This window comes from Georgenia sp. X1117 (genome assembly GCF_057784635.1).
On the sequence record NZ_CM173492.1, the window covers coordinates 2,724,819 to 2,745,737 of the forward strand.

The 20,919-nt window shown below is 74.2% G+C and carries 18 protein-coding genes; 11 read left to right on the forward strand and 7 right to left on the reverse strand.

The window, feature by feature from the left end:
• Positions 1 to 21 precede the first annotated feature (21 nt).
• The gene (locus AC3D3D_RS12645) at positions 22 to 1,152 is read right to left on the reverse strand and encodes a DNA glycosylase AlkZ-like family protein (protein ID WP_463661637.1); all 1,131 of its coding nucleotides are present in this window, start codon (positions 1,150 to 1,152) and stop codon (positions 22 to 24) included.
• A 12-nt stretch (positions 1,153 to 1,164) separates the two neighbouring features.
• Positions 1,165 to 1,875, reverse strand: coding sequence for an exonuclease domain-containing protein (locus AC3D3D_RS12650; protein ID WP_463661636.1), 711 nt, complete (start codon positions 1,873 to 1,875; stop codon positions 1,165 to 1,167).
• Positions 1,876 to 1,940: 65 nt separating this feature from the next.
• On the opposite strand from AC3D3D_RS12650, the gene AC3D3D_RS12655 reads away from it, so the two are divergent.
• On the forward strand, positions 1,941 to 3,065 hold the full coding sequence (locus AC3D3D_RS12655; RefSeq protein ID WP_463661635.1) for a GuaB3 family IMP dehydrogenase-related protein: 1,125 nt from the start codon (positions 1,941 to 1,943) through the stop codon (positions 3,063 to 3,065).
• Positions 3,066 to 3,280: 215 nt separating this feature from the next.
• A complete protein-coding gene (locus tag AC3D3D_RS12660) occupies positions 3,281 to 4,645 on the forward strand; it encodes a class II fumarate hydratase (protein ID WP_488512651.1) in 1,365 nt (454 codons plus the stop codon).
• A gap of 70 nt (positions 4,646 to 4,715) precedes the next feature.
• On the opposite strand, the gene AC3D3D_RS12665 is transcribed toward AC3D3D_RS12660, so the two are convergent.
• Positions 4,716 to 5,903 (reverse strand): acetate/propionate family kinase, encoded by a 1,188-nt coding sequence (locus AC3D3D_RS12665; RefSeq protein ID WP_463661633.1) that lies wholly within the window; start codon positions 5,901 to 5,903, stop codon positions 4,716 to 4,718.
• On the reverse strand, positions 5,900 to 7,972 hold the full coding sequence (gene pta, locus AC3D3D_RS12670) for a phosphate acetyltransferase (protein ID WP_463661632.1): 2,073 nt from the start codon (positions 7,970 to 7,972) through the stop codon (positions 5,900 to 5,902). The genes AC3D3D_RS12665 and pta overlap by 4 nt, the downstream gene beginning before the upstream one ends.
• A gap of 144 nt (positions 7,973 to 8,116) precedes the next feature.
• On the opposite strand from pta, the gene AC3D3D_RS12675 reads away from it, so the two are divergent.
• Together AC3D3D_RS12675 and AC3D3D_RS12680 are read left to right on the forward strand one after the other, a co-directional pair.
• Complete coding sequence (locus AC3D3D_RS12675) at positions 8,117 to 9,217, forward strand: SURF1 family protein (RefSeq protein ID WP_463661631.1); 1,101 nt, start codon at positions 8,117 to 8,119, stop codon at positions 9,215 to 9,217.
• Between the two features lie 64 nt (positions 9,218 to 9,281).
• A complete protein-coding gene (locus tag AC3D3D_RS12680) occupies positions 9,282 to 10,103 on the forward strand; it encodes a DsbA family protein (protein ID WP_463661630.1) in 822 nt (273 codons plus the stop codon).
• 51 nt (positions 10,104 to 10,154) lie between these two features.
• On the opposite strand, the gene AC3D3D_RS12685 is transcribed toward AC3D3D_RS12680, so the two are convergent.
• Positions 10,155 to 11,888: an ABC transporter ATP-binding protein gene (locus AC3D3D_RS12685; protein WP_463661629.1), complete on the reverse strand. Its 1,734-nt coding sequence runs from the start codon at positions 11,886 to 11,888 to the stop codon at positions 10,155 to 10,157.
• The gene (locus tag AC3D3D_RS12690; protein WP_463661860.1) at positions 11,885 to 13,792 is read right to left on the reverse strand and encodes an ABC transporter transmembrane domain-containing protein; all 1,908 of its coding nucleotides are present in this window, start codon (positions 13,790 to 13,792) and stop codon (positions 11,885 to 11,887) included. The genes AC3D3D_RS12685 and AC3D3D_RS12690 overlap by 4 nt, the downstream gene beginning before the upstream one ends.
• Before the next feature lie 196 nt (positions 13,793 to 13,988).
• On the opposite strand from AC3D3D_RS12690, the gene AC3D3D_RS12695 reads away from it, so the two are divergent.
• From AC3D3D_RS12695 to AC3D3D_RS12725, 7 genes are all read left to right on the forward strand, one after another.
• The gene (locus AC3D3D_RS12695) at positions 13,989 to 14,462 is read left to right on the forward strand and encodes a DUF3817 domain-containing protein (protein WP_463661628.1); all 474 of its coding nucleotides are present in this window, start codon (positions 13,989 to 13,991) and stop codon (positions 14,460 to 14,462) included.
• Positions 14,459 to 16,063 carry a glutamine-hydrolyzing GMP synthase gene (gene guaA, locus AC3D3D_RS12700; protein ID WP_463661627.1) on the forward strand — a complete coding sequence of 535 codons (1,605 nt, stop codon included), beginning with the start codon at positions 14,459 to 14,461 and terminating at the stop codon, positions 16,061 to 16,063. The genes AC3D3D_RS12695 and guaA overlap by 4 nt, the downstream gene beginning before the upstream one ends.
• A gap of 236 nt (positions 16,064 to 16,299) precedes the next feature.
• A complete protein-coding gene (locus AC3D3D_RS12705) occupies positions 16,300 to 16,647 on the forward strand; it encodes a hypothetical protein (RefSeq protein ID WP_463661626.1) in 348 nt (115 codons plus the stop codon).
• A 120-nt stretch (positions 16,648 to 16,767) separates the two neighbouring features.
• Positions 16,768 to 17,241 (forward strand): DUF456 domain-containing protein, encoded by a 474-nt coding sequence (locus AC3D3D_RS12710; RefSeq protein WP_463661625.1) that lies wholly within the window; start codon positions 16,768 to 16,770, stop codon positions 17,239 to 17,241.
• A 313-nt stretch (positions 17,242 to 17,554) separates the two neighbouring features.
• A complete protein-coding gene (locus AC3D3D_RS12715; RefSeq protein WP_463661624.1) occupies positions 17,555 to 18,313 on the forward strand; it encodes a DUF4352 domain-containing protein in 759 nt (252 codons plus the stop codon).
• A gap of 315 nt (positions 18,314 to 18,628) precedes the next feature.
• A complete protein-coding gene (locus AC3D3D_RS12720; protein ID WP_463661623.1) occupies positions 18,629 to 19,372 on the forward strand; it encodes a hypothetical protein in 744 nt (247 codons plus the stop codon).
• A gap of 369 nt (positions 19,373 to 19,741) precedes the next feature.
• Positions 19,742 to 20,245 (forward strand): FBP domain-containing protein, encoded by a 504-nt coding sequence (locus AC3D3D_RS12725; RefSeq protein WP_463661622.1) that lies wholly within the window; start codon positions 19,742 to 19,744, stop codon positions 20,243 to 20,245.
• 16 nt (positions 20,246 to 20,261) lie between these two features.
• Here the strand turns inward: AC3D3D_RS12725 and AC3D3D_RS12730 are convergent, their stop codons facing one another.
• Positions 20,262 to 20,915, reverse strand: coding sequence for a response regulator (locus AC3D3D_RS12730; RefSeq protein ID WP_463661621.1), 654 nt, complete (start codon positions 20,913 to 20,915; stop codon positions 20,262 to 20,264).
• Between the last annotated feature and the right edge of the window lie 4 nt (positions 20,916 to 20,919).

Sequence of the window (20,919 nt, forward strand, 5' to 3'; positions counted from 1 at the left end):
CCGGGCCCCTCGGCCCGGGGATCACGGGGCGGCGGGCCCGACGACGACGCCGCCGCGGACACGCAGCGCCGCCCCGCGGCTCGCGTGCGCACGCAGGTGAGCGGGGACCACGCGCTCGTCCGCGGTGCCCGGACCCATCACCCACGGGTCGTGGGGCGGGAGGACGAGCTCCGTCGCGTCGGGCCGTGCCGCACGCATCGCGTCGAGGTCGCGCTCGAGGACGTGCGCCTCGACGCCGCCCACGTCCACCGTGACCGTCCCCTCAAGGTCGGCCAACCAGGACGCCACGCGCCGCCGCGGTGCGGACAGGCCCTCGGCCAGCCAGTACTCGAGGTTCGCGCTCGTCGCGGGTGCGTAGGCCGAGAGGTAGCGGCGGACGGCGGCGCGCCCGGCGGCGTCGATCTCCTCCGGCGTGGCGCGCATGGGGTCGGTCGGCCAAGGGTCCGCCGGCCAGGTGCCCGACGCGTCCCGGCGGGGGGCGGACGCCCGCGCGTCCCCGGTGGTGGCGGGCGTGGGCCACAGCGCGAACGTCGCCCGGCCGTCGACCTCCGGCCCGAAGCAGATGTCGCCCCACCAGTGCAGCGGCTTGTACAGGGCGTCGGCCCCCGCGCCCGAAGCGGCGGCGTCGGCGAGGTGCGCGAGGGCGGGGTGGCCGGCGAGGTGCTCGGCGATCGCCGGGCGCGCGGCGGGACCGTCCGCGAGCCGCTCCCGCACAGCGTCCCGCAGCGGAGCCCAGTCGTCGATCGCGAACCCGCCCTGGCGCTGGTAGCGGGCCGACTCCCACACGCGGGTCGTCGTGCGCACGGTGAGCAGCGTGGCCGCGTCCTCGGGCGTGAGGATCCACGAGCCCCCGCGGAACGCGTAGGCCCGCACGAGGTGACCGGCGGCCAGCCGGCGGTCCAGGTCCGGCGTCGCCGGGCGGTCTCCCTCCGGCCCGGTGCGCACCCCTTCTGGTCCCGTGCGGACCTCATCGGGCCCCGTGCGGACGTCGACTGCGGTGCGGGCGGCGGCCGCCGGCCAGCCGCGCAGCGCCACCACCCGCGAGAGAATCTCGACGGCGTCCGTGGCCACCGCGGGCGCGAGGCTGTGGCGGGCCAGGCGCCAGGCGAGCGCCCGCTCGGCGTCGATCTCCAGGGCGCCCCGGGCGGTCACGACGCCCGCCGGTCAGGCGGTCTCGACGGGCCAGGCGCGCGAGACGTGGGCGTCCGCTCGGCCCTTGCGCCGCAGGAACCCCTCGAAGTCCTCCGCCCACGCGGCGTGCCAGAGCGCCTGCGCGGCGTGCAGGTCGGCCGCAGGCATCTGCGTGACCTGCGGGTGCCGCGCGGTGAGCGCCTCGAGGACGGCGAGGGTGTGCGCGACGTCGCCGTCGGCCGTGTGGGCCGAGGCGTTGGCGGCCACGCCGTAGGCCTCGCCCATCGCCTCGAGCGTCTTCTTGCCCTTGCGGAAGCGGTCGACCTTGCGGTCGACGACCAGCGGGTCGACGACCGGGGAGACCTCGCGCCCGAGCCGCTCCTCGAGCGTGGCCAGGCCGTGCCGGGTGAGCTCGGCGCGCAGGATGCTCAGGTCGTAGGCCGCGTTGAAGACGACGAGCACGGCGCCCGAGCCGAGCGCCCCGGCGATGACCTGCGCGACCTCGTCGAGGGCCTGGGCGGGCGCGGCGCCGTGCTCGCGGGCGTGGGCGGTGGTGATCCCGTGCACCGCCGTCGCCGCCTCGGGGATCTCGACGCCGGGGTCGATGAGCCAGGTGCGCGAGCTCCCGGTGGAGCCGTCCGCCTCGCGCACGACCAGCGCGGCGGTGACGATCCGGTCGCCGGCGACGTCGATGCCGGTGGTCTCGGTGTCGAAGCCGAGCCACACGTCCTGCGTCCATCCCATGGGTCCTCCTCGGGTCGGGGCCACTGTCGCAGAGGTCGCCGACATCGTGCGGGTAGCCTCCACATGTGAGCATCGAGATCGAGATCGGACGCGGCAAGCGCGGGCGCCGCACTTACTCCTTCGACGACGTCGCGGTCGTCCCCTCCCGCCGGACCCGCGACCCGGAGGACGTGTCGATCACCTGGCAGATCGACGCCTACCAGGTCGACATCCCCGTGCTGGCCGCCCCCATGGACTCCGTCATGTCGCCGTCGACGGCGATCGCGCTGGGGCGCCTGGGCGGGATCGGCGTGCTCGACCTCGAGGGGCTGTGGACCCGATACGAGGACCCGGCGCCGCTGTACGAGGAGATCGCCGCCCTCGAGGGCGAGGCCGCGATCGCCCGGATGAAGGAGATCTACGCCGAGCCGATCCGCGCCGAGCTCATCACCTCGCGCCTGCAGGAGATCCGTGCGGGCGGGGTGACCGTGGCCGGCTCGCTGTCGCCGCAGCGCACCCAGGAGCACTGGCGGACCGTCGTCAGCGCCGGGGTGGACCTGTTCGTCATCCGCGGCACCACCGTCTCGGCCGAGCACGTCTCCTCGGCCGCCGAGCCGCTCAACCTCAAGCGTTTCATCTACGAGCTCGACGTCCCGGTCCTCGTCGGCGGCGCGGCCACCTACACCGCGGCGCTGCACCTCATGCGCACCGGTGCCGCCGGCGTGCTCGTCGGCTTCGGCGGGGGAGCGGCCTCGACGACGCGCCAGTCCCTCGGCATCCACGTCCCCATGGCCTCGGCGATCGCCGACGTCGCCGCCGCGCGCCGCGACTACCTCGACGAGTCCGGGGGCCGGTACGTGCACGTCGTCGCCGACGGCGGGGTGGGGCACTCGGGCAACCTCGTCAAGGCCGTGGCCTGCGGGGCCGACGCCGTCATGCTCGGCGCGGCGCTCGCCCGGGCCGAGGAGGCGCCGGGCCGCGGCTGGCACTGGGGCCCGGAGGCCCACCACCCCCAGCTCCCGCGCGGTGAGCGCGTGCAGGTGGGCACCGCCGGCACGCTCGAGGAGATCCTGCACGGACCCTCGGACCGCGCCGACGGGACGGTCAACCTCATGGGCGCGCTGCGTCGGGCGATGGCCACCACCGGCTACTCCGACGTCAAGGAGTTCCAGCGCGTCGAGGTCGTCGTCTCCCCGTACCACGCGCCGTAGCCGCGTAGCCGCGTAGCCGCGTAGCCGCGTAGCCGCGTGGCCGCGTGGCCGCGTGGCCGTCGTCGCGGCACGGTGGCCCTCCGGGCCGCCGGTCGCGGACCGGGGCGCCCGCGCAGGTGGAAGACTGTGCACGGACGGGGCGCGGCGTCGCGCCCGAGGCAGCGCAGCGGAAGGTGGACGACGACGTGACTGAGTACCGGATCGAGCACGACACGATGGGGGAGGTGCGGGTCCCCGCACAGGCGCTCTACGCGGCCCAGACCCAGCGGGCCGTGGAGAACTTCCCGATCTCGGGCAAGACCCTGACCCCGCACCACATCCACGCGATCGGCCAGATCAAGCGTGCCGCGGCGATCGCGAACAAGGAGCTCGGTGTGCTCGAGGCCCCGGTCGCCGACGCGATCGTCGCTGCCGCGGAGCAGGTCGTCGCCGGCGAGCACGACGGCGAGTTTCCCATCGACGTCTTCCAGACCGGCTCGGGCACCAGCTCGAACATGAACACCAACGAGGTCGTCGCGACGATCGCCTCGCGGGACTCGGGCCTGGCGGTGCACCCGAACGACCACGTCAACGCCTCGCAGTCCTCCAACGACACCTTCCCCTCGGCGATCCACATCGCCGCCACGCAGGTGCTCGTCACCGAGCTGGTGCCCCAGCTGACCGTGCTCGCGGAGTCCCTCGAGCGCAAGGCCGCCGAGTTCTCCGACGTCGTCAAGTCGGGCCGCACGCACCTGATGGACGCCACGCCGATCACGCTCGGCCAGGAGTTCTCCGGCTACGCCCAGCAGATCCGCAACGGCATCGCCCGCGTCGAGGCGACCCTGCCGCGGCTGGCCGAGCTCCCGCTGGGGGGCACCGCCGTCGGGACCGGGATCAACACCCCGCAGGGCTTCGCGCCGCGCGTGATCGCGCTCATCGCAGAGAACACGGGGCTGCCGCTGACCGAGGCGCCGAACCACTTCGAGGCCCAGGCGGCCCTCGACGCCGCGGTGGAGACCTCCGGCGCGCTGCGCACCGTGGCCGTCTCCCTGACCAAGATCGCCAACGACCTGCGCTGGGGCGGCTCGGGCCCGCGCACCGGTCTGGGCGAGCTGCGCCTGCCCGACCTGCAGCCCGGCTCCTCGATCATGCCCGGCAAGGTCAACCCGGTGCTGCCCGAGGCCGCGGTCATGGTGGCCGCCCAGGTCATCGGCAACGACGCCGCCATCGCCTTCGCCGGCGCGCAGGGCAACTTCGACCTGCTCGTCATGCTGCCGGTCATGGCGCAGAACCTGCTGGAGTCGATGACCATCCTCGGCAACGTCTCGCGCGTGCTGGCCGAGCGGTGCATCGACGGGCTCGAGGCCGACGAGGAGCGCTGCCTGCGCCTGGCCGAGTCCTCGCCGTCGATCGTCACCCCGCTCAACCGGGTCATCGGCTACGAGGCCGCCGCGGCGATCGCCAAGCACTCGGTCAAGGCCGGCCTGACGATCCGCGAGGCGGTCCTCGACCTCGGCTACGTCGAGCGCGGCGAGATCACCGAGACCCAGCTCGACGAGCTCCTCGACGTGCGCACGATGACGGGCCCGAACCAGGCCTGAGCCCCGGGTAGGACCTCGTCGGGGGTGCGGTCGGCGGGACCGGCCGCACCCCCGACGTGTGCGGGGGGCGTCAGGCGCCGCTGGTGGCGACGGCCAGGCGCGCGATGGCCAGCTCCTCGTTGGTGGGCACCACGAGCACGGTGACCGCCGAGCCCGGTGTGGAGATCACCCGGGCGCCGTCGCCGCGTGCGGCGTTGGCCGCCTCGTCGAGCTCGATGCCGAGGAAGCCCAGCGGCGCCAGCACCTCGGCGCGGATGTCGGCGTCGTTCTCGCCCACCCCGGCGGTGAAGGTCAGCGCGTCCAGGCCGCCCATCACCGCGGCGTAGGAACCGATGTACTTGCGCAGCCGGTGGTCGTAGACGTCGAGCGCGAGGCGGGCGTCGACGTCGCCCCCCTCGGCCAGCTGGCGTACCTCGCGCATGTCGTTGTGGCCGGTCATCCCCTTGAGGCCGGAGCGCTTGTTGAACAGGTCGTCGATCTGGTCGACGTCGAGGCCGCCCACCCGCCGCAGGTGGAAGACCGCGGCCGGGTCGATGTCGCCCGTGCGGGTGCCCATGACCAGGCCCTCGAGCGGGGTGAGCCCCATCGAGGTGTCCACGGCCCGACCGGCGTGGACCGCGGAGGCCGAGGCGCCGTTGCCCAGGTGCAGGACGATCTGGCGCAGGTCCTCGCGCCCGAGCAGCGCGGAGACGGCCTCGGAGACGAACTGGTGGGAGGTGCCGTGCGCGCCGTAGCGCCGCACCGCGTAGCGCCGGGCGGTCTCCTTCTCCAGCGCGTAGGTCGCCGCGGCCTCGGGCAGGTCGGCGAAGAAGGCGGTGTCGAACACCGCCACGTGCGGCACGTCCGGCAGCAGCTCGCGGGCCACCCGGATGCCCGCCACGTTGCCGGGGTTGTGCAGCGGGGCGAGCGGCGAGAGGGAGTCGATCCGCTCGACCGCCTCCTCGTCGAGGAGGACCGGACCGGAGAAGTGCTCGCCGCCCTGGACGACGCGGTGCCCGACGGCGCGGATGCCCGCCCCGGCCAGGGCGGGGCCGTGCTCGGCGAAGGCGTCGAGGACGGCGGCCAGACCGGCGGTGTGGTCGGGGACGGCGAGGTCGCTCTCCGAGCGCTCGCCGCCGGCGGTGTGCCGCAGGTGCGCGGTGGGCTCGCCGATGCGCTCGAGCAGGCCGACGGCGGCCACCTCGCCGGTGTCCGGGTCGAGCAGCTGGTACTTGATCGAGGACGACCCCGAGTTGACGACGAGGACGGTGCCGCTCATGCGTTCTCCTTCTGTCCCTGGGCCTGGACGGCCGTGATGGCCACGGTGTTGACGATGTCGCTGACCAGCGCCCCGCGGGAGAGGTCGTTGACCGGCTTGTTCAGGCCCTGCAGCACGGGCCCGACGGCGACCGCGCCGGCCGAGCGCTGGACGGCCTTGTAGGTGTTGTTGCCCGTGTTGAGGTCCGGGAAGATGAACACCGTCGCCCGGCCGGCGACCTCGCTGCCGGGGAGCTTCTTCGAGGCCACGGAGGCGTCGACGGCGGCGTCGTACTGGATCGGTCCCTCGACGACGAGCTCACCGGCCCGCTCGCGCACGGCCTCCGTGGCGGAGCGGACCTTCTCGACCTCGGTGCCCGAGCCGGAGGCGCCCGTGGAGTAGGACAGCATGGCGATGCGCGGGTCGACCCCGAACTGGGCCGCGGTCTGCGCCGAGGAGATGGCGATGTCGGCGAGCTGGTCGGCGCTCGGGTCGGGGTTGACGGCGCAGTCGCCGTAGACGAGCACCCGGTCGGCGAGGCACATGAAGAACACCGAGCTGACGATGGAGACGCCGGGCTGGGTCTTGATGATCTCGAAGGACGGCTTGATGGTGTGCGCGGTGGTGTGCGCCGCGCCGGAGACCATGCCGCCGGCGTGCCCGAGGTGGACCATGAGCGTGCCGAAGTAGGACACGTCGGTGACGATCTCCCGGGCGCGCTCGACCGTCATGCCCTTGTGGGCGCGCAGGCGGGCATACTCCTCGGCGAAGGGCTCGACGAGCGCGGAGGTGGCGGGGTCGATGACGGTGGCGGCGTCGATGTCCAGACCGAGCTCGGCGGCGCGCGACCGCACCTCGGCCTCCCGGCCCAGGATGGTGAGGTCGGCGACCTGACGGGACAGGACGGTCGAGGCGGCGCGCAGGATCCGGTCGTCGTCGCCCTCCGGCAGCACCACGTGCTGGCGGTCGGCCCGGGCCCGGTCCAGCAGCGTGGCCTCGAACATCAGGGGCGTGACGACCTCGGTGGCCGGCAGGTCGAGGAGCCCGAGCAGCTTGTCGGCGTCGAGGTTCTGCTCGACCACGCCGAGCGCGAGGTCGCGCTTGCGCTGGGTGTGCCGCGACATCACCCCGCGGGTGCCGGAGACCTTGAGGACGGTCTCGAAGGTGTCGTCCTCGGTGGTGATCACCGGCAGGCGGTCGACCAGGCCGGACATCAGCTGGCGCAGCTGCTCGCTGGGCAGGTGGCCGCCGTTGAGGACCATGCCGGACAGCGAGGGGAAGCCCTCGGCGGCGTGGGACGCGATGACGGCCAGGACGGCGTCGACCCGGTCGGCGGGGGAGATGACGAGCGTGCCCTCCCTGAGCCGCTCGATGACGTGCTCGGCGTTCATGCCGGTGACGAGGATGTGCTCGGCCTCGCGCGTGAGCAGGTCGGGCTCGCCGAGGTAGAGGCGGCCGCCGAGCGCGTTCATCACCTCCTCGACAGTGGGGGCCGAGAGCACGGGCAGCTCGGGCAGGACGCCGGTCTCGAGCTCGCCGTCGGCGAAGGCCGCACGCACCTGCTCGATCCGGTCGGTCTCGCACCGGTTGATGACGACGCCGACGGTGCTCGCGTGGCCCTGGGAGATCTCGTTGCGTCCGACCTCGATGACCTGGCGGATCTCGTCGATGCTGCGCCCCAGCCCGAGGACCACGAGCAGCACGGGCGCGCCGAGGTTGGCGGCGATCCGGGCGTTCGTGGCCAGCTCGGTGGGGGTGGTGACGTCGGTGTAGTCCGAGCCGACGACGACGACCACGTCCGTGCGCCGGGCGACGGCGCGGTACCGCTCGACGACGGTCGCCAGCGCGGCGTCCTCGTCGGCGTACCACTCGTCGTAGGTCACGCCGAGGCAGTCCTCGTACGACAGGTCGACGGCGTCGTGCTCGAGGAGCAGCTCGAGGACCGCGTCGCGCTCCTCCCGGGACTCGACGAGCGGCCGGAAGACGCCGACCCGCGAGGCGCGCCGGGCGAGCTGGTCGACCACGCCGAGCGCGACGAGCGACTTGCCCGTGAATCCTTCGATCGAGGCGACGTACAGGCTCTGGGTCATGCGCGGGGCTCCTCACGGCGGACGGTGGGACGTGGTCGATGCTTCCAGATCGTGGGCCGCGCTGCGCCCCTCGCGCCTGGGCGCCGGGCGCCGGCGTCCCGGCCGTCCCAGTCAACACCCGTCCCGCTCGCCTACCCTTGGACCATGGACCCGACCCGCGATCGCCACGACGGTGTAGGCGGTGACACGGCGGGCGGGGTCGTGACGGCGGAGCCCGACGGCGCAGAGTCGGACGGCCCGCACCCCGACGACTCGATGTCCGACGACGCGGTGCCCGGCGACGCGGTGCCAGGCCGTCGGCTGTCCGCCGAGAGGGACCCGGCCGCGATCGCCGCCGAGTCCGCCCAGGCCGCCCGGCTGCGCCGGGAGAAGGGGAAGAAGCCGCCGCGGCCCCGGGTCACGCTGCGTGAGCTCGCCCGCTCGGCCTTCGCGCCGCGGATGATCGGCCTGCTCGTCCTCTTCCTCGCCGCCGCGGTCGTCTGCGTCCAGCTCTCCGCCTGGCAGCTCGACCGCGCGGCCCTGCGCGGTGCCGACGAGGCGATCGCCGAGCACGCCGCGACCCTCGAGGCCGCCCCGGTCCCGATCGAGGACGTGCTGCCGGCCCAGTCCAGCTTCTCCACCGACGTCTACGCCACCGGCGTGAGCATGACCGGCGAGTGGGAGCCGGACAACCAGGTCCTCGTCGTCGACCGCGAGGTCGAGGGCGAGGCCGCCGTCCTCGTCGTCACCGCCCTGCGCCTGACCGAGGGCAGCGAGGCCGGCGCGATGATCCCGGTCCTGCGCGGCTGGCTGCCCGCCGACCAGGTCGAGGTGGGCACCGACGGCGCGACCGTCGCCGACCCGGCCGCCCTCGACGTGCCCGACGGCGAGGTCGAGGTCGTCGGCCACCTGTCGAACTCCGAGCAGCACCGCGCCGGCGCCACCGCCCCCGGGACGACGCGGGCGATCTCCACGGCGGCGCTCGCCGGCACCTGGGGAGGCCCGACCTTCTCCGGCTACCTCGTCGAGGGGGCGCACGACGGCACGGGCTGGGTGACCGCCGAGGGACCGCTGCGCCAGGCGCCCGACCCGACGATCGCCGTCGAGACCGGGCTCAACCTGCAGAACCTCGCCTACGCCGTCGAGTGGCTTGTCTTCGGCGGGTTCGCGCTGTGGCTGTGGTGGCGCATCGTCCGCGACGACGCCCTCGACCGCCGCGACGAGGCGCTGCTCGCCGCAGGGACGGGCACGGGCCGGGCAGCCTGAGGACCGGGCAGTTCTGCTGGGGACAGGACGCTCCTGGACGGTCGACGACTGCGAGCATGGCGGTGTGCTGACCGCCCGACGCCTGCTCGTCCCACTCCTCGGTGCCGTCGTCGTGCTCGGGGCCCTTGTCCTGGTCGTCATCGGTGTCCGGGCCGCGACCGCACCGACACCGTCGGTCGCGCCGAGCGGGGAGCCGGCCGGGCAGGTCCTCGATGATCCCCCGGCCGGCCTCGACGACGCGCCGACGTCGGACCCGCCCCGACGCTACGACCAGTACGACGTCGACGGCGAGGTGCCGGACAACGTGGGCAGCGACGGCGCGATCGAGGTCGGCCCGGGCGGGGTCGCGGGCGAGGTCGATCCCGCCCTCCCGGTCGTCGAGGTCTTCCTCGACCACGCGTGCTCCTACTGCGCCACCTTCGAGGAGGCGAACGGCGCCGACCTCGCCGACCTCGCGCGCGAGGGCACCGTCCAGGTGCGCCTGCGGCCCGTCGCGTTCCTCGACCAGTCCGGTGACTGGTCCGGCTACTCGGGTCGCAGCGTCGAGGCGATGTTCATCGTCGCGGACGGGGCCCCGGACCGCATTCTCGAGGCCAACGCCGCCCTCTTCGACCTGTGGGAGGGGATGACCGACGAGATCGTCGTGACCGGGATCCAGCCGTCCGACGACGACATCGTCGGTGCGCTGACGGACGCCGGCGTGCCCGAGGACGTGGCCGAGGGGATCCGCGAGGACACCTACGTCCCGTTGGTCGAGGCGGCCACCGAGGGTGCGACCGCGCAGGGCGTGGCCGGGGTTCCCCTCACCCTCATCGACGGCGAGGAGTGGATCCTGGGCCGCTACGACCCCGGCGGCCTGCGCGAGGAGATCGAGTCCCGCGGCTGAGCGGCCAGACGCCGCGGACCCGACCGTCCCGGTCGCGGGTGACCGGCCCGGTCAGTCCTGGTGCCAGCTGGCCCACAGCGACGCGTACTCCCCGCCGGCGGCCACGAGCTCGTCGTGGGACCCGAGCTCGACGATCCGGCCGCCCTCGACCACGGCGACCCGGTCGGCGTCGTGCGCCGTGTGCAGGCGGTGCGCGATGGCGACCACCGTGCGGCCGGTGAGCACGTTGCTCAGCGAGCGCTCGAGGTGCCGCGCGGCGCGGGGGTCGAGCAGCGAGGTCGCCTCGTCGAGCACGAGGGTGTGCGGGTCGAGGAGCACGAGACGCGCGAGCGCGAGCTGCTGGGCCTGGGCGGGGGAGAGCGCCAGCGCGCCCGAGCCGACCTCGGTCGCCAGCCCCTCCGGCAGCCGGTCGACCCAGTCCAGCGCGTCGACGGCGTCCAGGGCGCGCCGCATCCCCGCCTCGTCCACCCGCTCGTCGGCCAGCCGCAGGTTGTCCGCGAGCGTCCCGACGAACACGTGGTGCTCCTGGGTGACGAGCGCGACCTGCCGGCGCAGGTCCTCCTCGGGCAGGTCGACGAGCCGCACCCCGCCCACGGTCACCTCGCCGCCGGTGGGCGGGTGGATGCCGGCGAGCATGCGACCGAACGTCGACTTGCCGGCCCCCGACGGGCCGACGATCGCCAGGCGCTCGCCGGGGCGCAGGTCGAGGTCGATGCCGTGCAGCACGTCCTTGCCCTCGACGTAGGCGTAGCGCACGTCGCGGGCGGTGAGCGACGCCCCCGCCGGCCGGTCGGCGCCCGCCGTGCGGTCGGGCTCGACGAGCGCGACGCCGAAGATGCGGGCGAGCGAGGCGGCGGCCACCTGGAGCTCGTCGATCCACATGAGGAGCTCGGTGAAGGGCTGACGCACCTGCATCGCGTAGAGCGCGACGGTGGTGACGGCGCCGATCGTCACGTCGGTCGCGCCGATGAGGTAGGCGCCCCAGACGACCACGGCGCCGAGCGGCAACACGAAGCTCAGCTCGAGGCTGCGGAAGAGGTGTACGCGCAGCCAGGTCGTCGCCAGCTCCCAGTGCCAGGCCTCGGCCATCGCCTCGTCCGAGCGGCGGCGCCGGCTGCGGCCCAGCGAGAGGGCGTCGACGGTGGCGGCCTGCTCGACGTTCTCCGTCACCACGCCGTTGATCTCGGCGAACGCGGCCGAGTCGGCGAGGTAGGCGGGCATCGCCTTCCTCAGGTAGCGCCGGGCCGACCACCACAGCAGGGGCAGGCCGACGAGGAGCCCGAGGGCCACGCGCCGGTCGACGAGGAACGCCGCCCCGTAGGTCAGCGCCACGGTCGTGAAGCCCACCAGCAGCGCGGGGATGCCGAAGCGGAGCACCCACTGGACCCGGTCGATGTCGTTGGTGGTGCGGCCCAGCAGGTCGCCCGTCCCGGCGCGCTCGACGGTGGACAGCGGCAGGTGCGTGACGGTGCGCAGGAAGTCCTCGCGCAGCTCGGCGAAGAGCTGCTCGCCGAGGACGAGCGAGGCCCGGTGGGCCCACGCGGCCATGAGGGTCTGGACCACGACGGCGCCGACGAGCCACAGCGCGGTGCGGTTGACCTCGCCCGCGGTCGTGCCGGTGACCACGGAGTCGACGAGTCGTCCGAGCAACCACGGCATGGTCAGGGCGGCGACGGCGGCGAGGGACTGGACGAGCACGACGAGCGCGAGCTGGCCGAGGTGCCCGCGCAGGAAGCGCATGCCGAGCCGGAGCGTGGTGCGCGTGTCCGCGACGGGGAGCCTCATCGCACGGCCTCGCTCTCGTCGGCGGTGGTGCGGGTGACGACCGCGCGGTAGCGCAGCGCGTCGGGATCCCCGGCGCGGGCGCGGCGCACGAGCTCGGCGTGCGGGGCCTGGACCGCGACGCGACCGCCGTCGAGGAAGGCGACGGCGTCGGCGTGCTCGAGCACGAGCGGCGAGGACGTGACGACGACGGTGGTGCGGCCGGCGCGGCGCCCCGCGAGCGTGGCGGCGATCCGGGACTCGGTGTGGGCGTCGACGGCGGAGGTGGGCTCGACGAGCACGAGCGCCGGCGCCTCGGTGAGCAGCGCGCGGGCGAGCGCGACGCGCTGGCGCTGACCACCCGACAGGGAGCGGCCCTTCTCAGCGATCTCGCCGTCGAGCGTCCCGCCGACGGAGTCGAGGACGTCCTGCCCGTCGGCCGCGGCGAGGGCGTCGAGGAGCGCGGCGTCCTCGCCCCGGTCGCGCACGTCGAGCGCCTCGCGCAGCGTCCCGGCGAAGAGCTCGGGGTTCGAGCCGGCCACGACGACGCGCTCGCGCACCTGGGCGACCGCCAGCTCGTCGACGGGGGTGCCGTCGACGAGCGCCGACGCGAGACGGCCCGGTGCGATACCGGGCCGGGCGGCGACGTCGGGGGAGGTGGCGGCGACGTCGGGGGAGGCGGCGACGTCGGTCGCGCCGGGATCGGGCACGTCCTGCACGCCCCCGGCGTCGACGGCACCCGCCTGCCCGGGGTCGCGCAGGCGGCCGAGCCGGGCGGCGAGCGCCTCGGCGGCCTCGGGCGGGTCGCTGACGACCGCCGTGAGCAGCCCGGCGTCGACGACGAGACCCGAGATGGGGTCGGCGAGCGTGACGCCGTCCCCGGGGCCGGCCGGCGGGGGGACGGGCCGGGCGTCGGCGGCCTCGGACTCGGCGAGCGTGCCGGCGGACGGCTCCGTGCCGACCACCGTGATGACCTTGTGGGCGCCGACGCGGGCCCGCACGAGGACCTGGATGAACTGGGTGAAGGCCTGCAGCGGGGCGGCGAGGTAGGTGGTGAACCCGAACAGGGCGACGAGGTCGCCCGGCGTCATCTCGCCGCTGAGGGCGAGGTGGGCGCCCACCCACACGACGAACGCGACGAACAGGCCGGGCAGGAGGACCTGGAGCCCGCGCATGAGGGCGGCGATCGTGGCGACGGAGACGCCCGCGCGGCGCACCTCCTGCGAGCGGGCGGCGTAGCGGTCCGTGAACACGTCCTCGCCGCCGATGCCGCGCAGCACGCGCAGCCCGGCGACGGTGTCGGTGGCGAGCGCGCCGAGGCGGCCCTGCGCCTCGCGCTGGGCCTTCTGGCGCACCTGGAGGGGCCGCACGAGCAGCGCCACGACGGCGGAGACCAGCGGCATCCCGACGAGCACCACGAGTCCCAGCAGCACGGAGGACTGCAGGAGCACGACGGCGACGAACAGCACGCCCGCGAGCGACCCGACGAACCGCTGCGACATCTCGAAGAAGTTGCCGATGTGGAACGTGTCGTTGGTGACGGTGGCGACGACCTCGCCGGTGGCGGCGTGCTTGGTGACGTTCGGGCCGACCCGGGTGACGTGGTGCCCGACGAGTCGCCCGGTGTCGAAGGTGCCGTGGACCCAGCACATCGTCTCGTAGAGGTGGCCGTAGGCCGAGGCCAGGGTGGCGACGACGCCGACGAGCAGCACCGCGCCCGCGCCCCACCACGTCGCGGCCGTCAGCCCGTCGGTCAGACCGGCGTCGAGCGCCCGGCCGAGCACGAGGGGGATCGCCGCCGTCGCGACCTGCCGCACGACCCCGAAGAGCACGGCCACCACCAGCGCGAGGCGCTGGCGCCGGGCGAGCCAGAGGAGCACGCCGTCGGCGCTGCCGAGCGGCGGGGACCCGGGATGGCCGGTGGGCATGGTGAGCACGCAGGGACGGTACGCCGCACCACCGACGCCGCTCCACGCGATTACCCGTGGCGGTGCGCACCAGGGCTGGTGGGCACGGCCGGTGTGCACGAATGGTGCGGACAGCGTCGTCGGACGGGCACGGTGGCCGGGGCGGCATCGTCGGACGGGGACCGCACGGTCGGTGCGCGCGGGGGACAATGGCCCCATGAGCGAGACCGACCCGTCCACGCCGTCCGCCGAGGCCCGCGAGGCCGGGCAGGCCGCCGCCGCGGCGGCCGAGACCCGCGCCCACCGCGCCTTCGGGTGGTACCGCGCGATGGCCCTCGTCACCGGGGTCATGCTGCTCGTGCTCACCGCCGAGATGGTGCTCAAGTACGTCTTCGGCGTCTCGGGGTACGAGGACGAGTCGAAGTGGTGGACCGCGCGGCCGGTGATGGGCACGTGGATCGCGATCCTGCACGGCTGGATTTACGTCGTCTACGCCGCCACCGTCCTCAACCTGTGGTCGGTCATGCGCTGGGGCCTGGGACGGATGGTCGCCCTCATCGCCGCCGGCGTGGTCCCCGTGCTCTCCTTCGTCCTCGAGCGCCGGGCGCACGGCTGGGTCGAGGCCGACCTGCCCGCCGTCACGGGCCGCGCCCGGGTGGTCGCCGAGCGGCGCACTACCCTGGACCGGTGACCACGCACGCGCCGGACACCGCCGGCACCAGCAACCACCGCCCGGTCCTCGTCGTCGACTACGGGGCGCAGTACGCGCAGCTCATCGCGCGCCGCGTGCGCGAGGCCGAGGTCCTCTCCGAGGTCGTCCCGCACACCGCCTCCGTGACGGAGATGCTGGCCAAGGAGCCCGCGGCGATCATCCTCTCCGGCGGCCCGTCCTCGGTCTACGCCGACGGCGCGCCCGCCGTGGACCCCGCCCTGTTCGACGCGGGTGTCCCGGTGCTCGGCATCTGCTACGGCTTCCAGGCCATGGCCCAGGCCCTCGGCGGGACCGTCGACCGCACCGGTGAGCGTGAGTACGGCGGCACGGTCGTGCGGGTGGGGGAGGAGCGCGAGGGGTCCACCCTGCTCTCCGGGTCGCCCGACGTGCAGACCGTGTGGATGTCCCACGGCGACGCCGTCACCGCCGCCCCCGAGGGCTTCGAGGTCCTCGCGACCTCCGCCGGCGCGCCCGTGGCCGCCTTCGAGGACGCCGACCGCCACCTGTACGGCATCCAGTGGCACCCCGAGGTCCACCACACCGAGCACGGCCAGACCCTGCTCACCCGCTTCCTGCGCGAGGGCGCCGGGCTGGCCGGGGACTGGACCGCCACCTCGGTCGTCGCCGAGCAGGTGGACGCGATCCGCGCCCAGGTCGGGGACGCCCGCGTGATCTGCGGGCTGTCCGGCGGGGTGGACTCCTCGGTGGCGGCGGCCCTCGTCCAGAAGGCCGTCGGTGACCAGCTGACCTGCGTGTTCGTCGATCACGGCCTGCTGCGCGCCGGCGAGGCCGAGCAGGTCGAGCGCGACTTCGTGGCCGCGACCGGCGTCGACCTGCGGGTCGTGGACGCCTCGGACACCTTCCTCGACGCCCTCGCCGGGGTCACCGACCCCGAGGAGAAGCGCAAGATCATCGGCCGCGAGTTCATCCGCACCTTCGAGGAGGCGGCCTCCGCGATCGTCGCCGAGGCCGGCGAGCAGGGCGCCGAGGTGAAGTTCCTCGTCCAGGGCACGCTCTACCCCGACGTCGTCGAGTCCGGCGGCGGCGAGGGGGCCGCGACGATCAAGTCCCACCACAACGTCGGCGGGCTGCCGGAGGACATGACCTTCGAGCTCGTCGAGCCGCTGCGGCTGCTGTTCAAGGACGAGGTCCGCGCCGTGGGGCGCGAGCTGGGGGTGCCCGAGGCGATCGTGGCGCGCCAGCCCTTCCCCGGGCCGGGTCTCGGTATCCGCATCGTCGGCGAGGTCACGCGCGAGCGGCTCGAGATCCTGCGGGCCGCCGACCTCGTCGCCCGCGAGGAGCTGACCGCCGCCGGGCTGGACGAGGCGATCTGGCAGTGCCCGGTCGTGCTGCTGGCCGACGTGCGCTCGGTCGGCGTGCAGGGCGACGGCCGCACCTACGGCCACCCGATCGTGCTGCGCCCGGTCTCCAGCGAGGACGCCATGACCGCCGACTGGTCGCACGTCCCCTACGACGTGCTCGCACGCATCTCCACCCGCATCACCAACACCGTCCCGGAGGTCAACCGGGTGGTCCTCGACGTCACGTCGAAGCCCCCGGGCACCATCGAGTGGGAGTAACGCGCGGGACGCCGGGGCCGCTAACTCGCGCCCGCCACCTCGCGCCGAGACATCGGGTCGTGTATCGAGACGATGCCCTGAGTCCATGCTCTCGAGACACAACCCATGTGCTCGATGAGCAGGAGGCCAGGAGGCCAGGAGGCCAGGAGGCCAGGCGGGGGCCCGGGGCGCGGCGGGTGACCGGTCCCATCCCGGTCGGGCCGGTGAACTGACACCGTGACAGATACCCTGGAGACATGGACATCGTCACCGGCATCGTCGTCGTCATCCACCTCCTGGGCTGGGCCATGGCCCTCGGCATGGCGATCGCCGGCATGCGCGAGGGTGTGCTGCCCAAGGGCGCCACGCACGGCGTGCTCACGGCCCTCATCGCGGGCATCCTGCTCGTCGGCCTGGCCGAGATGGGCGACGGCGAGGTCAACCACATCAAGATCGGCGTCAAGCTCGTCGTGGCGCTCGGCGCCACCGTCGTGGCCTTCCTCGGCGACCGCGCCCGTCGCGACGGCCAGAAGGGCTCCCCGATGGTTCCCACGCTGGCCGGCCTCATCGTCGTCAACGTGGCGATCGCCGTCCTCTGGAGCTGACGTACCGAACAACCGCGCGGCCGGGTCCCGGACGGAGCCCGGCCGTCCTGCGTCCGGGCTCGGCGTAGCCTTCGACCTGCACCGCCGACCGGCGGCCACCCCCGGGGCGGGAGTCTGAGCATGGCCGAGCTGCTGACGATCGTCGCCATCGGCGTCGGGCTGTTCGGCACGGTGACGATGATCTTCCCGGGCGGCGGCCTCGTCGCGGGCGCCGTCGCGATCTGGGGTTGGTACCAGGGCGGCACGCTCGGCTGGACGGTCGCGATCGTCGCGATCGCCGCCTTCCTCCTCGCGATGGTGCTCGGCTACGTCCTCGCGGGTCGGTACATGCGCCGCGGCGGCGTGCGCACGTCCACGCTCGTCCTCGCCGCGGTCGCCGGCGTCGTCGGCTTCTTCGTCGTGCCCGTCGTCGGACTCTTCCTGTTCTTCGTCGGGACCGTGTTCCTCGTCGAGCTCGCGCGCCTGCGGGACGTGCGGCGCGCCTGGCCGGCCACCGTCCGCGCGCTCAAGGCCGCCGGGCTGACGATCCTCATCGAGCTCGCGGGGGCGATGGTGGCGGTCGGGGCCTTCGTCGTCGCCTGGATCGTGCGGTAGCCGGCGCGGACGACCGTGACCGCATGCCCCGTGGTCCGCGTGCCAGGGGCGGAACGGACGGCTCGGGACCCGAGCCTTCGCGCTCGGGTGTGTCGAGAATCTCATCGGTCTCCCGGAGGCGTCGCCGCGTTCCCGGGCGCGCGATCGCGGGCGACAGATCAGCTCATTCATTACCTTTCATCGACTTGGAGAGGTCGTCCAGGGACCGAGGTCCCGGTCGCGGCGAGCCGCACGTCACGCGCCAGACCACTGTTGTAACGGCGTGAGGCCTGCCAGCCTCAGGCTCGAACGCCCCACCCTTCCGGAGGAAACGATGTCCACGCAGTCCGCCCCCGAGCCCGTCGCCCCGAACCCGTACGGCGCACCGCAGCAGCCGCTCAGCAAGAAGGAGCTCAAGGTGCAGAAGCGGATGCAGAAGGCTGCCCGCCCGTGGGTGGCGCGGCACAAGTTCCTCACCGGAGTGATCGCCGTGGCCGGCGTCGCCGCCGTCGGCTCGCAGCTCGGTGGCGCGGAGGAGGACACCCAGGCCGCGACCGCCCCGGCGGAGACGGCCGCCCCGGCGGGGACGAGCTCTCCCGCGCCGGCCACGGAGGACGAGGGCGTCGCGGCCCCCGCGACCGAGGGCGTGGCCGTCGCCGAGGAGGCCGTTGCCGAGGAGGCTCCCGCGGAGGAGGCCGGTCCCCAGATCGGCGTGCCGGTCGAGGTCGGCGACCTCGAGGTCACGGTCGTCGGGCTCGAGCCCGGGATCGCCTCGGTGGGTGACCAGTACTTCGGCGCGCAGGCGCAGGGCCAGTTCGTGCGCGTCGACCTCTCCCTGACGAACACCGGCGACTCCGGTGCGACCTTCTGGGAGGACGACGCGGTGCTCGTCGACGCCGAGGGGCGCCAGCACTCGACGTCCTCGGACTCGATCTACCTCGACGAGGCTGAGAGCTGGCTGATCACCGAGATCAACCCCGGCAACACCGCCGCCGGCGCCCTGCTGTTCGACATCCCCGCCGACGCCGAGATCGACCTGCTGCAGGTCTCGCCCGGCATCTTCTCCGACCCGGTCGACATCCGCCTGCGGTGACCGACCCGCGCTGACCGGCCCGTGCCGGCGGCGCACCAGCGCCCGGCGCCCCCGACCGCCCGGGCCGTGACCCTCCCCGGCACGGTCCGGGCCCGACGACGGCCCGACGACGGAACCCCCCGGCCCGTCGTCGGGCCGTCGTGCGTCCGGCGCGTTCGTCGTCGCCTGGAGGTCGTCACGAGTGGGTCTCGAACCGTCGCGCGACCTCGCCGGAATGCCGCTCGGCGGGGCACGCTGAGGGGCGTGACGGGTGGCGCGGCGGCAAGGCAGGCGGACGAAGGGCAGGCCCGCGCTCATGCCTCGGCCGGTCTCGCCGTGCTCCTGCTCGTGACCGGGCTCGCCGCGTGCGGCGCAGGGGAGGAGGGGACGACGACGCCGGGCGCCGAACCGCCATCGGCCGCGGTCCCGGCCGAGCCCACCACCTCGGCCACCACGGATCCGGCGGAGGCCCCGGGGCCACCCATGTCGGCGAGCGAGGTGGCCGCCACCGCCCTGCCCGGGGACGTGGTGGCCGTCGACGCGGCGCTGATCGCGTACGACCGCGCCGAGCTGTGCGATGTCGTCGGCGAGACGTACCCGCCCGTCTGCGCGCCCGCGATCCTCGAGCTGACCGGCGCTCCCCTCGACGACCTCAACCTGTTCGACGAGTCCGGCACCCGGTGGGGATCGGTGGTGATCGTCGTCGAGGTCGTGGACGAGGACACGGTGGCCTACGTCGACGTCGTCGAACGGAACGAGACGCCGCCGCCGGCACCGGAGCCGCGAGAGACATGGACGGTCGCGGACGCGCTCGAGATCGCGGAGCCGAACCTCGCGCTGGTCCTCGACGCCGTCCTCGTCACGACGCAGGCCCCTGCGGACTCGGCCTACCTCTGCGACGAGGTCACGGAGACGGAACCGCCCGCGTGCGACGAACTGCGCATCGAGGTCGCCGGCGTCCCGCTCGACGAGCTCGACCTCGACGAGTCCGGCGGCGAGCGTCACGGGCCCGTGCGGATCGCCGTCGGGTTTCTCGACGACGGCACGGCCACCTTCCTTCGGGCGCACGAGGCCGAGTAGGCCACCGTGGCGCCCACCGACCGACGGTCGGTGGTGACCTCCGTGAAGGCCAGGCGCACCGAGAAATCCCCTGGGCCCCGGTCCGCACCCGCCCCTACGGTGTCCGGGTGAACCACCGAGAGCTGTACGCACAGCGCCAGGAGGTCGTCGGCGAGGCGCTCGCCGACGGTGAGTAGCCGGCCCGCCCCGGCCGTGGTGCGCGAGGAGCGCGTCACGGCCGGTCCGTCGTGCCCGCGGCCGGCCCCGACCGGCCCTCGCCGCCCGGACGTCCCCGCCCCGCACCCGCTGCCGGGCGGCCGTCGACTCCGACCTCCACGCTCTCGAACCTCAGGCCCGTCGACCCCGGCGAGGCCCGAAAGGCGCTCACCCATGCTCACACTCACCGAATCGACCATCCGTTCCTCCTTCGTCAACGCCTCCCGCAAGGAGGTCGCGGTCGCCTCGCTCCCGCCGGACCTCGGATCGATGACCGACGAGGACTTCGCCGAGCTCGACCTCCTCGGCTGGCGCGACGCCACCTACCTGCACCGTGCCTACGTGGTGATCCCCGGCCTCGAGGGCGACCCCATCGGCATCGCCCTGCGACAGGTGGAGTCGGCCCCGCGCAGGCGTGCGATGTGCCACTGGTGCCGTGACGTCCGGCTCCCGAGCGAGGTCGTCTTCTGCTCGGCGAGGAAGGTCGGTCCCGCCGGTCGCCGCGGCGACACGGTCGGCACCCTGCTGTGCCGTGACTTCGAGTGCTCGGCCAACGTGCGCGACGACCCGCCGCCCCCGTACGAGGGGTACGACGTCGACGCCGCCCGCGTCCGCAGGATCGACGACCTGCGGCTGCGGGTGACCGGCTTCGCCGAGGACCTCCTGGCGAGGCGCTGACCCGGCGGGGCCGCGGCTACTCGCTCGCGCGGTCGACGATGACCGCGACCTGTGTGCGGTTGTCGACGCCGAGCTTCGCCTGAACGCCGCTGAGGTACGTCTTCACGGTCGTCTCGCCGAGGTGCAGCGCGCGGGCGATCTGCGCGTTCCCGGCGCCCTGCGCCACGAGCCGGGCGACCTCGAGCTCGCGTGCGGTGAGGGTGCTCAGCGCACGCACGGCCGCCGCCCGCCGGGACGCACCGCCGCGGCGCATCCGCTCGAGGAGGCCGGGCTGGACCTGCGGCGAGATCGCCCCGAGCCCGGAGGCGACCGCGTGGACCGCCGCGAGGAGCTCGTCCGGCCCCGCCGTCTTGAGCAGGTAGCCGGCCGCGCCGGCCTCCACCGCCGCCTGGACGTCCGTGTCGAGGTCCCAGGTCGTCAGCACGAGGACCGCCGGGGGAGAGGGGCGTGCGCGGATCGCCCGGGTCGCCGCCACGCCGTCGGTGCCCGGCATCGTCAGGTCCATGAGGACGACGTCGGGGTGGTGGGCGATGACCTGCTCGAGGGCCGCGTCGCCCTCGGCGGCCTCGCCGACGACCTCGAGCGCGTCGTCGGTGTCGACGATCCGCCGCACGAAGGCACGAACCATCGGGTCGTCGTCGACGACGACCACTCGGACGGGCGGGTGCACCCGG